Source organism: Pseudarthrobacter sp. Hb11 (assembly GCF_059383655.1).
The window spans coordinates 266,763-279,549 of the sequence record NZ_JBWZCM010000001.1 but is presented as its reverse complement, the minus strand read 5'-3'; the positions used below and the strand labels follow the sequence as shown (position 1 = coordinate 279,549).

The window sequence follows — 12,787 nt, the reverse complement described above, 5'->3', positions numbered from 1 at the left end:
CCCCCGCCGCGGCATCCAACAGCAGCACATCATCTGCCGAACACCTAGGAGCAACCATGTCTTTTGGACAGCGCGACTTTGACCGCCAGAAGCCCGAAATCGATTTCCCCGAGGGCGATGTGCCCACGGAACTCGTCATCACCGACCTCATCGAAGGCGACGGCCGCGAAGCCACGGCCGGAGACACGGTCTCCACCCACTACGTGGGCGTAGCCTGGTCCACCGGTGAAGAATTCGACGCCTCCTGGGGCCGCGGTGCGCCGCTGGACTTCCGCGTCGGAGTCGGCCAGGTCATCCAGGGCTGGGACCAGGGCCTCCTGGGCATGAAGGTAGGTGGCCGCCGCCGCCTCGAAATCCCCTCCGAGCTTGCCTACGGTTCCCGTGGCGCCGGTGGAGCCATCAAACCCAACGAAGCCCTGATCTTCGTGGTTGACCTCGTGGGCGTTCGCTGACCACAGGCACAGCAATCCGCCAGGAGCGCGGCAGGAACAGGACCACCACATCCTGTTGCTGCCGCGCTTCCTGCGTTCCGGCACGGAGTTTAGTAACGTAACGAGGGTGTCCGCATCCCGTACTGAACGCCTCCTGAACCTGCTGATCGCCCTGCTCAACACCAGGTACGGCCTGCGCCGCAGTGAACTGCGCGAAACGATCTACCGTGACACCCCCGGCAATGAGGCATCCTTCGGCCGCATGTTCGAACGGGACAAAAGCGATCTTCGCAAATTCGGGTTTGACGTCGAAACCCTGACCGACCTGGGCTGGAGCGAGGATGACCCCGCCACCACCCGCTACCGCATCGGCAAGGAATCCAACCGCCTGCCTGACGTCCAGCTCGGACCGGAGGAGTGGACAGTACTTCTCCTGGCCTCCCAACTCTGGGAGCGTGCTGCCTTGGGCACAGCCGCCCAGAGTGCGCTGCGGAAGCTGCAGGCGTCCGGTGCCATGGCGGACGTCCAACTGCCCGCCGGGGTTCAACCCAGGATCAAACCCGCGGGCCAGGCCTTCGACGACCTGGTTGCAGCGATGCATGCCAAGCACCCCGTCGCGTTCACCTACCTTGCCGGCAGCACCGGAACCGAGGAACAACGGACCGTAGAGCCTTGGGGCTTGGGAAGCCGCTTCGGGCACTGGTACCTCGCGGGCTACGACCGTGCCCGGGAGGCACCCCGCCATTTCCGGCTCTCCCGCTTCACCAGTGCGGTCACCACCCTTGAACGGGAGCAATTCACGCCCCCGCGCGACTTTAACATCCGGCAGGAACTGGACCGCCTGCCGGAGCTGCCGCTGCGCACCGCCGTCGTGGACGTCCGGGAGGGGCGCCTGCTTGCCTTGCGTCGCCGCGCCATTGAAAGTGGCAATGCGCCGGACGCTGCCCAGGACAATACCCCGTTCCAGCGACCCGAAGCCGGCTACGAGCGGATCAGCCTGCAGTACCGGGACCCGGAGGTCCTGGCTGAAAAGCTGGCGTCCTATGGCCCTGACGCTCTGGCCGCGGCTCCCGCCGAACTGGCTCATGCCGTGCGGCGCAGGCTCCGCGCCGCAGCTGACTTCAGTGCCGCCGCCGTTCCCCAGTTCCAGTTCGCGGCTGTGCCCGCCCGTCCCGTCCGCGCGCGCACCTCGGAGGACCAGCTCAAGCGGATGCTCCAGCTGGTGCCCTTCCTGGTGCACAATCAGGGCCTGCACATTCAGGATGTTGCTGAGCACTTCGGCGTCAGCAGGAAGGAACTGGAGGATGATCTGCAGATCCTCATTTGTTCCGGCCTGCCGGAGGGATACCCCGACGACCTGCTGGACATCCAGTGGGAGGACGACCACGTCTACATCACCCAGGACCTGGACCTGACCCAACCCGTCCGCTTCACCGTTGAGGAGGCCTGCGCCCTCCTGGCCGGGTTGGAGACGCTGAACGGCCTGCCGGAGTTAGCAGAGGGCGGCGCACTGGAATCAGTAACGCTTAAGCTCCTGGCGGCAGCCGGCGAGGAGGGGCTACGTGCAGCCTCCCTTGCCGGGCCGGAAGTGGCGCCTGCTGATGCCGCAACGCACGCCACCGTACGGCAGGCCATCGAGTCGGGGTCCCAGCTGCGCCTGAGGTACCTGGCTCCGCAGCGGGACAGCGTCTCGGAACGCGACGTGGACCCGCTGCGCCTCTACTCGCTGGACAACATCTGGTACTTCGAGGCCTATTGCCACTCCGTGGAAGGGCTGAGGAACTTCCGCCTGGACCGCGTTCAGGACATTCACCCGAATGGCAGGCCCGTGCCGGCAGGGACCACGCCCGCCAAGGGGGTTCCGGCGAAACTCTTTACCGCCAAAGACGACGATACGATCGTCACCGTCCAGCTCACCCGGCAGGGGAGGGGGCTCGCGGACGACTACTACGCGGAACGCACCGCAGAGCTCGACGACGGCGGGCTGGTGGCTGAGATACGGTTCGGCAACACGGCATGGCTTCCGATGTTCGTGGCCCAGCACGGCGGTTCCGCCCGGATCCTGGCGCCCGCGGAGCTTGCCGACGCGGCCCGCACCTGGCTGGCGGCGGCGCTGGCCAGGTACGGCGGCTAGACTTCTCAGCATGCCTTGGTGGTCCTGGATCCTTATATGGGTGGCGCTTGTTGCGGTGTCACTGCTCTTCTATGTCCTGTTGGGCATCCGGCTGTTCCGCCAAGTCATGGCCACCCTCAAGGATCTGGGCGCCGCAGGCGACAAGCTGGGGCAGCTGGGCCCCATTGAGCAGCCCGCCGCAGACCCGGATCCGGCGAAGGAGCACCCTGGTTCCGCAGTTTTTGCCTCCCCGACCGTCATGCGACATGATTACGAAGCATCCAAGTCATTCCGACGGGAAGAACGCCGCCTCAAACGAGTGCAGCGCAAGACGGACCGGGGCCAGCCGCAGGCACTCGGCGATCTGGACTTCACTTAGAAGTAAAGTGTACTTAGACGAAAGGATTTCCCGTGGGAAGACTCTTTGATGGCCCCTGGCCCATCGTAATTATCATTGTTGTTGCTTTGCTTCTTTTCGCCGCACCCAAGCTTCCGGCCATGGCCCGCAGCCTCGGACAGTCAATGCGGATCATCAAGTCCGAAGTCAAGGAAATGAAGAACGACGGCAAGACCGAATCCACTGACGCCTCAGGCCCGGTGGAAGGCACCATCGTGAACCACCCCCAGGCGAAGCCCGGCGAGCCGACCGACGGCACTGACGTTCCGCCGTCGAACCGCGCCTGACCCCCAGTGGCACTGTCGCGGGCCCGTAAAGCCAACCCCGAGGGGCGGATGGCTCTTTGGGACCACCTCAAAGAGCTGAAGAACCGGCTGATTAAGTCGGCTATCGGCGTCGTCATTGGCGGCATCGGAGGCTGGATACTTTACGATCCGCTGCTGAAGGCGCTGGCTGATCCGGTCAACCGCATCTCCCAGCAGACCGGTGGGCTCTCGGCGATCAACTTCGGTACCATCGCCTCTCCGTTCGACTTCAAGCTTCAGATGTCGCTCCTTATCGGGGTGGTCATTTCGAGTCCCATCTGGATCTACCAGCTGTGGGCGTTCATCACCCCGGGCCTCACGTCCAAGGAGCGGCGCTACACACTGGGCTACATGGCCGCTGCCGTCCCGCTGTTCCTTGCCGGTATCTGGGCGGGATGGCTTGTGGTGCCGCAGGTGGTCCGGGCCCTGACCCAGTTCACGCCGGACGGTTCGTCCAGCGTGATTGATGCGCGCACCTACATCGAGTTCGTGACCCGCATGGTCCTGGTGCTGGGCATAGCCTTCCTGGTCCCCGTCGTGCTGGTGGGTATCAACATGGCCGGAGTTATCTCCGGCCAAACCATCCTCAAGGCCTGGCGCATCACCGTGTTCCTGGTGTTTGTCCTGGCGGCCATCGCGGCCCCCGGCGCGGACGCCATCTCCATGTTTATGCTTGCAGGCCCGCTGCTGGTGCTCTTTTTCGCCGCCATTGGGGTCTGCCTGATGAACGACAAGCGCAGGGCACGCCGGCAGGCCAAGCGGGCAGCGGAAACCGAGGCCACAGCGGACGTCGCCACCCCGGGCAGTGAGCTGAAGAACCTCTAAGCGCCCGTTAGGCTTGGGGTATGTCCTCCACCGACGGTTCGTTCCAGCCCAGGCCATTCTCTACCGGTCCGAGCGATCCTGAAGAGCTCTCCCCGGCGGAAAAGTACCGTCTCAGCGCTGAACGAAGGGCAGAGGCAGCCACGTACCTCGGAGCCTTCTCCCGCACCCTCGATTTCGAACTCGATGACTTCCAGCGGCAGGCCTGCCTCTCCCTGCAGGAGGGCAGGGGCGTGCTGGTTGCAGCTCCTACGGGGGCCGGCAAAACCATTGTTGGCGAGTTCGCCATCTATCTGGCCCTCGAACGCGGCCTGAAGGCGTTTTACACCACACCCATCAAGGCGCTGAGCAACCAGAAGTTCACCGAGCTCAGCGACAAGTACGGAGCCGACAGCGTGGGCCTGCTGACCGGTGACACCAGTATCAACGGCGATGCTCCCGTGGTGGTGATGACCACTGAAGTCCTGCGCAACATGCTTTACGCCGATTCGGCGACCCTGGGCGACCTGGGGTACGTGGTAATGGACGAGGTGCACTACCTTGCAGACCGGTTCCGCGGTGCCGTCTGGGAAGAAGTCATCATCCACCTCCCCAGCGAAGTGCAGGTGGCCTCCCTCAGCGCCACCGTCTCCAACGCCGAGGAGTTCGGCGCCTGGCTTGATACCGTCCGCGGCGATACGGACATCATTGTGTCCGAGCACCGGCCCGTGCCGCTCTGGCAGCACGTCATGGTGGGCCGGCAGATCATGGACCTCTTTGCAGGGGAAACCACCTTCGACGAAATCGCTCCGCCGGTGGATGCCGACGAAGCGCAGCCGGACTCCAGGAAGGCAGCTTCTGCAAGCCGGGGCTTTGACGTCAATCCCGACCTCCTCACCGTTGCCCGCAGCGAAAGCATGCAGAGCTTCCGCGCGAGGTCTGGGCCCGGTGGTCCCGGCGGCCGCGGCCAGCGCGGCAGGCGCGGGAATGACCGCCCGGGCCGGGGCGGCGACGAGCGGGGGGTGCGCCCGGCCAGCCGGCCGCAGGTCATCGCAAGCCTTGACCGCATGGACCTCCTCCCGGCCATTACCTTTATCTTCTCCCGGGCCGGCTGTGACGCTGCCGTTGCCCAGTGCGTAGGTTCCGGACTGTGGCTCACCACCGAAAAGGAGCAGCGGATCATTGCGGAGCGCGTTGACGAGGCCGGTCATGACATTCCACCGGACGACCTGGAAGTCCTGGGCTTTTGGACCTGGCGGGACGGACTGCTTCGCGGTTTCGCGGCGCACCATGCCGGCATGCTGCCCACCTTCAAGGAGGTCGTGGAGAAGCTCTTCGCGGACGGCCTGGTCAAGGCTGTGTTCGCCACGGAGACACTCGCCCTCGGCGTCAACATGCCGGCGCGCTCGGTGGTGCTCGAAAAGCTGGACAAGTTCAACGGTGAAGCCCATGTGGACATCACTGCGGGGGAGTACACCCAGCTGACCGGCCGTGCCGGACGGCGGGGCATCGACGTCGAAGGCCACGCCGTGGTTCTGTGGCAGCCGGGGACGGACCCGACGGCGGTGGCCGGCCTGGCGTCACGGCGCACCTACCCCTTGAACTCGAGCTTCCGGCCCACCTACAACATGAGCATTAACCTCCTGGCCCAGTTCGGCCGGGCCAGGGCACGCGAGATTCTGGAATCCTCCTTCGCGCAGTTCCAGGCGGACCGCTCGGTGGTGGGCCTGGCCAAGCAGGTCCGCAGCCGCGAGGAATCGCTGGCAGGCTATGCAAAATCGATGACTTGCCACCTCGGAGACTTTACCGAGTACGCCCGGTTGCGCCGGGAGCTGTCCGACGCCGAAAACGCGACTTCCCGCACCAAGTCGCGCGCCCGGAAGTCACTCAGCGATGATTCGTTGGCCCGCCTGCTTCCGGGGGACGTAGTGCATGTCCCGGGCGGACGGGCCCCTGGACCGGCCATTGTGCTGAGTTCGGACCACAGCAGCCGGGAACCGCGGCCAGCTGTGCTGACGCTGGACAACCAGCTGCGCCGCATCGGGACCGATGACCTCGAAGGTCCCATCGCGCCGGTGACGCGCATCCGCATCCCCAAGTCCTTCAACGCCAAGGTTCCCAAGTCCCGGCGTGACCTCGCATCTTCCGCACGGAACGCGCTGCGGGAGAACCGCCCGCCGGCCCCGGGCAATAACCGGAACAACGATTTCGGCCTCGCCACGTCCCTGCCCAACCAGGAGAAGCGCATCGCGGACCTTCGACGCGCCCTCCGCGGCCACCCGTGCCACGGGTGCAGCGAACGGGAGGACCACGCACGATGGTCCGAGCGCTGGTGGAAGCTCCGGCGGGAGACGGACGGGCTGGTCCGGCAGATCCAGGGCCGCACCAACACGATCGCCAAGACCTTCGACCGGGTCTGCGATGTCCTGTCCTCCTACGGCTACCTCGAACCGACCACGGACGGCAGGCTGATGATCAGCCCCGACGGGCACAGGCTGAGGCGGATCTACGGCGAAAAGGACCTGTTGATTTCCCAGTCCCTCCGGCTGGGCGCTTTCGATGACTTGGACGCCGTGGAAGTCGCAGCCCTCGCCAGCGTCCTGGTGTACCAGGCCAAGCGCGAGGACCGCGGCATGCGGCCGCGGATGCCCAGCGTCTCCCTGGAGACCTCGGTGGACATCGTTGTCCGGGAATGGTCCGCCCTTGAGGATACGGAAGAGGAAAACAAGCTTCCGCTGACCGGCGAGCCCGAGCTGGGCCTGGTGTGGCCGATCTACAAGTGGGCGCGTGGCCGGCACCTGCAGGACGTCCTGAGCGGTACGGACCTCGCAGCGGGGGACTTTGTCCGCTGGGTGAAGCAGGTGGTTGACCTGCTGGACCAACTGGCAAAGATTCCCGGCCTGGACCCACGTCTCGCACGCCTTTGCTCCGACGCCATCTCGCTGGTCCGCCGCGGCGTTGTGGCCTATTCTTCCGTCCTCTGATCCAGCGCCTGCTGCTGCCGGCCTTCCTATCTCCAGGAGTTTTGCTTACCCATGCCCCGTCCCGAATCCCTGCCCGGATCCCGCTCCAAAACCAGCCCGGTGCTTTACCGCAACGGCTCCGTTTACACCGCCGCCGACCCGTTTGCCACCGCCATGCTGGTGGACGGAGACACGGTGGCGTGGGTGGGATCGGAACAGGCAGCGTCTTCCATCCAGGACAGCTCCATGGAGGTCATCGACCTCCGCGGCGCACTGGTTGCCCCCGGTTTCGTGGACTCACACATGCACCTGACCGAAACCGGGATCGCCTTGGATTCCCTGGCCCTGCAGGGCCTGAACTCGGCAAAAGACCTTTTGGCCGCCGTGGCCACCGCGCCCGGCGACGGCCCGGTCCTGGGTCACGGCTGGGATGACACCACCTGGGCCGACGCCACCTTGCCCAGCGCGGAGGAACTGGAGCGGGCTGCAGGGGGCCGCCCCGTTTACCTGGCCCGCGTTGACGTCCACTCTGCCCTGGTCTCGACGTCCCTGGCAGCCTCGGCCGGCCTCCGCGGGCTTGATGGTTTCGACGGCGGCGCAAGGGTCCGGCGGGCCGCGCACGCGGCGGCCCGGCAGGCAACCCGCCGGCTCCCGGCAGAGGTGCTCCGCCGGCACCAGGGCCGCGCCCTGGCCGAGGCTGCCGCCAACGGCTACGTGGCAGTGGCAGAGATCGGAGCGCCGCACATCGGGGGTGCGGAGGATCTTCGGGTGGCGTATAGCTGGAACAGCAACGGGGACACCCCCGCTCCTGAGGTACTGCCTTACTGGGGTGAACTGGCCACATCGGAAGAACACGCCCGCAGCATTCTTGACCAGCTGGGCGTCAGCGTCCGGGGCCTGGCCGGAGACCTGAACATCGACGGGTCCTTAGGATCACGGACGGCGGCCCTGAGGTCCGGTTATAGCGACGCCCCGGACGAGTCCGGCAGCCTGTACCTGAGAGTCGAGGAGGCAGCGGCCCACCTTGCAGCCTGTTCCCTCGCCGGGATCCAAGGTGGTTTCCACGTCATTGGCGATGCCGGGCTGGATGCCGCACTACAAGCTTTGGAGCTGGCGGCCGCCGAAGTGGGGGAGCAAAGGATCCGGGCCGCCGGCCACCGGTTTGAACACGTGGAGATGGTGGACGCAGCAGCCGTTGCAACGCTTGCCCGCTACTCCGTGACCGTTAGTGCCCAGCCGGCCTTTGACGCTGCCTGGGGTGGTCCGGGAGGACTCTACGAGAAGCGGCTGGGGGAGCGGAGCAGGGCCATGAACCCGTTTGCCAGCCTGTACTCTGCCGGGGTTCCGGTCTGCTTCGGCAGTGACAGCCCCGTGACGCCGCTGCGCCCCTGGTCCAGCGTCAGGGCTTGCCTTGAGCACCACAATGAAGACGAGCGGATTTCGGCTCGCGCGGCTTTCCTGGGACACACCCGTGCCGGGTGGCGGGCAGCCAGGTATCACAATCCCATGGCGGGCCAGCTGGTCCCCGGAGCTCCCGCCAGCTTCGCTGTTTGGGAGGTAGAGGAGCTGATGGTGCAAGTGGCCGACGGCAGGGTGCAGTCGTGGAGCACCGACCCCAGGGCCCGCACACCGTTGCTGCCTGCGCTGGACACCGGCTCGGACCCGGTTTGCCTGCAGACTGTAAGGGACGGCTTGGAGCTGCACGCCAACCCTGCCCTGCGTTCCTGACCCCCGCGCCCTCCGCCCTATAATGGGTAGCTGCGCCTGCCAGCGATTTCGCTCGTGAGCGGGTGCACCGACCGTTCCCTCCAGGAAGGCCCTCTGTGCGCGTCCTCACCATCATCCCCACCTACAACGAGCTGGAATCGCTGCCTATCACCCTGCAGCGGCTTCGCGCAGCCGTCCCGTCCTCGGACGTGCTGGTAGTGGATGACAACAGCCCCGACGGCACAGGGCAGCTCGCAGATGGAATCGCTGCCGAAGACTCCCAGGTGCACGTCCTGCACCGGAAGGGCAAAGAAGGCCTGGGCGCCGCCTACATCGCCGGCTTCAAGTGGGGACTCGACGCTGGCTACGACGTCCTCGTGGAGATGGACGCGGACGGTTCCCACCAGCCCGAACAGCTTCCCCAGCTCCTCGAAGCTATTGACCAGGGCGCCGATCTTGCCATGGGATCCCGCTGGGTTCCCGGCGGAAGTGTCGTCAACTGGCCGCTGTACCGGCAGGCCATTTCGCGGGTGGGAAGCACGTACGCCCGCCTTATGCTGGGCCTGAAGATCAAGGACGTTACCGGCGGCTACCGCGCGTTCCGCCGGACGACGCTGGAAAAGCTCAACCTGGACCAGGTGGACTCAGTCGGTTACGGCTTCCAGGTGGACCTCGCCTGGCGGGTGTCCCGCATGGGCCTGCGGATCGAGGAACGGCCCATCACCTTTGTGGAGCGCGAACTCGGGGCCTCCAAAATGAGCGGCAACATCGTTGTGGAGGCAATGATCAACGTCACCAAGTGGGGACTCCAAGCCCGCTGGAACACCCTCACCCGCAAGAAGTCGCCCGTACAGCCGTGAGCTCTCCCGCCGGCACGTCCCGATTAAGCGCCTAAACGAAGGGCCGTCTCCCACAGTGTGGGGGACGGCCCTTGGTGCATCTCGACAGTTTTATGCGGAGCGGCGTTCTCCGCGGCGTTCGCGCAGGATGGTCAGCCGATCCTCAAGGATCTGCTCCAGTTCCGGAAGCGAGCGGCGTTCCAGCAGCATGTCCCAGTGCGTGCGGACAGCTTTGTCGTTGCTGGTGTCCGGGCGTTCGCCGTCGACCAGGAGCGCTTCCTTGCCGGTCTTGGAAACCCAGACCGGGGGAATCTCGGCCTCAGAGGAGAACGTAACAAAGACCTGCTCGCCGTCCTCGCACCGGTACTCGACACGCTGGCGCGGAGCCGGCTCGACTCCGGACTCGGTCTCCATGCTCTGCGCACCAAGGCGCATGCCCCGCAGGCTGCGATCGCTCATGTTTTCTCCCTCTGGTCGGATGGCGGAGTGAAACCCCGCGCTAGCCGGTGGCTAAGAAGCACCGCCGGACTACTGTGTTGCTCTGTGCTGCATCTTAAGATTCAACGCATTGCGAAGCTCGGTTGTTCCAGCGGATTGCTCCTGCCGGACAAATACCCAATTATACCGGTGTCATGCCGCCCCGGCCAAAATTGAGGGGATCCGCAGCAGCTACGGATCCCCTCATTGTGCCGTTCGTGGCCTTGACCTAAGGCTCGGAGGTTTTGGCTCCCACTTCGTCGAACAGTCCCGCCACGGCAGGATCAGGGTTTGTTCGGCCAAGAGCGTTGCCAATCCCCTTCAGGGCCTCGCCGACTTCGCTCGGGATGATCCAGAGTTTGTTGGAAGAACCCTCTGCGAGCTTTGGAAGGGTCTGCAGGTATTGGTACGCCAGCAGTTTCTGGTCCGGGTTGCCCTTGTGGATGGCGTCAAAGACCTTCTGGATGGCCTGCGCCTCGCCGTCAGCGCGCAGGATGGCCGCTTTGGCGTCACCTTCCGCGGCCAGGATGGACGCCTGCCGCTGGCCTTCGGCGGTAAGGATGGCTGACTGCTTGGTGCCTTCGGCAGTCAGGATGGCTGCCCGGCGGTCACGCTCTGCACGCATCTGCTTTTCCATGGAGTCCTGGATGGAGTGGGGCGGGTCGATCGCCTTGAGTTCCACCCGAGAGACACGGATGCCCCAGCGGCCGGTGGCCTCGTCCAGGACCCCGCGCAGCTGTCCGTTGATCTGGTCGCGGGAGGTAAGTGCTTCTTCAAGGTTCAGCCCGCCCACAACGTTGCGCAGCGTGGTGGTGGTGAGCTGTTCGACTGCCTGGATGTAGTTGGCGATCTCGTAGGTGGCGGCCCTCGGGTCCGTGACCTGGAAGTAGACAACGGTGTCGATGGAAACCACCAGGTTGTCCTCGGTGATCACCGGCTGCGGAGGGAACGAAACCACCTGCTCACGGAGATCCAGCAACGGCAGGAGCCGGTCAACAAACGGAATCAGGATGGTCAGCCCTGGATTAAGCGTCCGCTGGTACTTGCCCAGCCGTTCAACCACGCCCGCGCGCGCCTGCGGAATGATCCGCACCGACCGCACCAGCACGATTATCACAAACACGATCAGGACCACCAGCACAATGGCCAATGCAGTTCCTCCTGCGTTATCCATACATCTCCTTGTTCCCCATTTGTTCAGGCTGTATCAGGACTGGCTTGCTGCTTCCGGCGGCGCTGTTACCACTGCCGTGGCTCCGTCAATAGCGGAAACCACCACTTTTTTGCCGGCGGGAAGGACGCCGCCTGCAGAGCGGGCGGTCCAGATGTCTCCGCCGATCTTGACCAGGCCGCCGTCGGATGTCACGGGCTCCATCACCACGGCCTGCTCACCGATGAGCCGGTCCACGTTGGTGCGCTGCTCAGACGGACTGTTCTTCAGGTGCGCCAGGGCCACTGGCCGGACGAAGGCGATCATAAGCAGGGACACCACGCAGAAGACCACGATCTGCAGCCAGAGGTCGGCGCCCGCGAAGTCGGCTACCAGTGCGGCCAGGGTTCCTCCGCCGAGCATGATAAAAAACAGGTCAAGCGTGATCATCTCGATCACGGCAAACGCCAGGAAGGCGGTGAGCCACAATGCCCACCAGTTTTCCCCGAGCCATTCGAACAACGTGCTCCCCCTTCGCTACGGGGAGCCGAACGCGCGCACCCGCCAGTAACTGTCCTCCAATCTTAGTGCGGCCCCGTCCACTGTGGGCTGGCTCTCAGCGGTCGTGCGGGGATAGTGGCCAAGTCGTTACGTCGCAGCGGGTTTGCTGGGCCCCGTCGTTACGTCGCAGCGGGTTTGCTGGGCCGAAAGACCGTCAGCCGGAACTTCGCTTGGGCCTGAACGGGCTCCGGCTGGCTCTCCAGTCGTTTCGAAAGGTCCTCCCGCTGGAGGTGGTGGCCCGCCGGACCCATGAAAGCGAGATTTGCCGCTTCCTGCCGGGTCAGTGCCAGCGGAATCTCGATGTCGGTACTTCTTTCCACGTCGAAATGGCTGCCCATCGCTTCGGCCAGCCGGGTTTCCTTGCCTTCCTCGATGCCGAGCATTCCGGTGACCGCGGCGATGCCAGCGAGGTGACCGGTCCGGGGTGTGACCACCACCAGCCGTCCGGCAGGCCGCAGTACCCGCGCAAATTCCGCGGCATTGCGGGGTGCAAATACGACCGTTATGGCGTCCACCGACTTGTCTGCCAACGGCAATGGCTGCCAGACATCGGACACCAGGTTCACAGCCTCGGGGTTGAGCCGTGCGGCCCGGCGCAGGGCGAATTTGGAGATGTCCAGGCCTACGGCAGCCACCTGGCGGCGGCGCTGTGCCGCGGCAGCGTCGAGCACCGCCCTCAGGTAGTGTCCGGTTCCCGTTCCGGCGTCCACGACCGCGGCGCGTTCTTCGGACAGGCATGGAACGACGGCGGCCGCCACCGCAGCTGCCAGAGGCCCGTAATGCCCCGCCTCCAAAAAGTCGGAGCGTGCCTGGACCATTTCCGCAGTGTCGGACTCGAAGGCAGTGCCCTTCCCGACCAGCAGGTTGAAGTAGCCCTGGCGAGCGGCGTCGTAACTGTGGCCGGCACGGCAGGCCAGGCGGCTCTGACCCGCCGGGGCAGCAGCCAGAAGTTCCAGCGGTTCCCGGCACACCGGGCACAGCAGTAAAAGGTCAGTGGTGGAGGGCATGGCAACCATTCTATGGCTCCCATATCCGGTTCTTTC

At 65.1% G+C, this 12,787-nt stretch carries 12 protein-coding genes; 8 read left to right on the top strand and 4 right to left on the bottom strand.

Going from position 1 to position 12,787, the window contains the following annotated elements:
- Positions 1–56 precede the first annotated feature (56 nt).
- From AC50X7_RS01365 to AC50X7_RS01330, 8 genes are all read left to right on the top strand, one after another.
- Positions 57–452 carry an FKBP-type peptidyl-prolyl cis-trans isomerase gene (locus tag AC50X7_RS01365; protein WP_307095040.1) on the top strand — a complete coding sequence of 132 codons (396 nt, stop codon included), beginning with the start codon at positions 57–59 and terminating at the stop codon, positions 450–452.
- Positions 453–558: 106 nt separating this feature from the next.
- Positions 559–2,565: a helix-turn-helix transcriptional regulator gene (locus tag AC50X7_RS01360; protein WP_494977415.1), complete on the top strand. Its 2,007-nt coding sequence runs from the start codon at positions 559–561 to the stop codon at positions 2,563–2,565.
- Between the two features lie 10 nt (positions 2,566–2,575).
- Entirely contained in the window at positions 2,576–2,923 is a 348-nt protein-coding gene (locus AC50X7_RS01355) for a hypothetical protein (protein ID WP_494977414.1), read from the top strand.
- A gap of 32 nt (positions 2,924–2,955) precedes the next feature.
- Positions 2,956–3,228, top strand: a complete 273-nt coding sequence (tatA, locus tag AC50X7_RS01350; protein ID WP_307095033.1) for a Sec-independent protein translocase subunit TatA — start codon at positions 2,956–2,958, stop codon at positions 3,226–3,228.
- A gap of 48 nt (positions 3,229–3,276) precedes the next feature.
- Positions 3,277–4,071, top strand: coding sequence for a twin-arginine translocase subunit TatC (gene tatC, locus AC50X7_RS01345; protein WP_494977413.1), 795 nt, complete (start codon positions 3,277–3,279; stop codon positions 4,069–4,071).
- Between the two features lie 20 nt (positions 4,072–4,091).
- Positions 4,092–7,031, top strand: coding sequence for a DEAD/DEAH box helicase (locus AC50X7_RS01340; RefSeq protein WP_494977412.1), 2,940 nt, complete (start codon positions 4,092–4,094; stop codon positions 7,029–7,031).
- A 51-nt stretch (positions 7,032–7,082) separates the two neighbouring features.
- Positions 7,083–8,738, top strand: a complete 1,656-nt coding sequence (locus tag AC50X7_RS01335) for an amidohydrolase (RefSeq protein WP_494977411.1) — start codon at positions 7,083–7,085, stop codon at positions 8,736–8,738.
- Positions 8,739–8,833: 95 nt separating this feature from the next.
- Entirely contained in the window at positions 8,834–9,577 is a 744-nt protein-coding gene (locus AC50X7_RS01330) for a polyprenol monophosphomannose synthase (protein WP_494977410.1), read from the top strand.
- A gap of 90 nt (positions 9,578–9,667) precedes the next feature.
- On the opposite strand, the gene AC50X7_RS01325 is transcribed toward AC50X7_RS01330, so the two are convergent.
- From AC50X7_RS01325 to AC50X7_RS01310, 4 genes are all read right to left on the bottom strand, one after another.
- Positions 9,668–10,015, bottom strand: a complete 348-nt coding sequence (locus AC50X7_RS01325) for an RNA polymerase-binding protein RbpA (RefSeq protein WP_013600997.1) — start codon at positions 10,013–10,015, stop codon at positions 9,668–9,670.
- 247 nt (positions 10,016–10,262) lie between these two features.
- Positions 10,263–11,207 (bottom strand): SPFH domain-containing protein, encoded by a 945-nt coding sequence (locus tag AC50X7_RS01320; protein WP_494977409.1) that lies wholly within the window; start codon positions 11,205–11,207, stop codon positions 10,263–10,265.
- A gap of 33 nt (positions 11,208–11,240) precedes the next feature.
- Positions 11,241–11,705 carry an NfeD family protein gene (locus tag AC50X7_RS01315; RefSeq protein WP_494977408.1) on the bottom strand — a complete coding sequence of 155 codons (465 nt, stop codon included), beginning with the start codon at positions 11,703–11,705 and terminating at the stop codon, positions 11,241–11,243.
- Positions 11,706–11,863: 158 nt separating this feature from the next.
- The gene (locus AC50X7_RS01310) at positions 11,864–12,751 is read right to left on the bottom strand and encodes a putative RNA methyltransferase (protein WP_494977407.1); all 888 of its coding nucleotides are present in this window, start codon (positions 12,749–12,751) and stop codon (positions 11,864–11,866) included.
- Between the last annotated feature and the right edge of the window lie 36 nt (positions 12,752–12,787).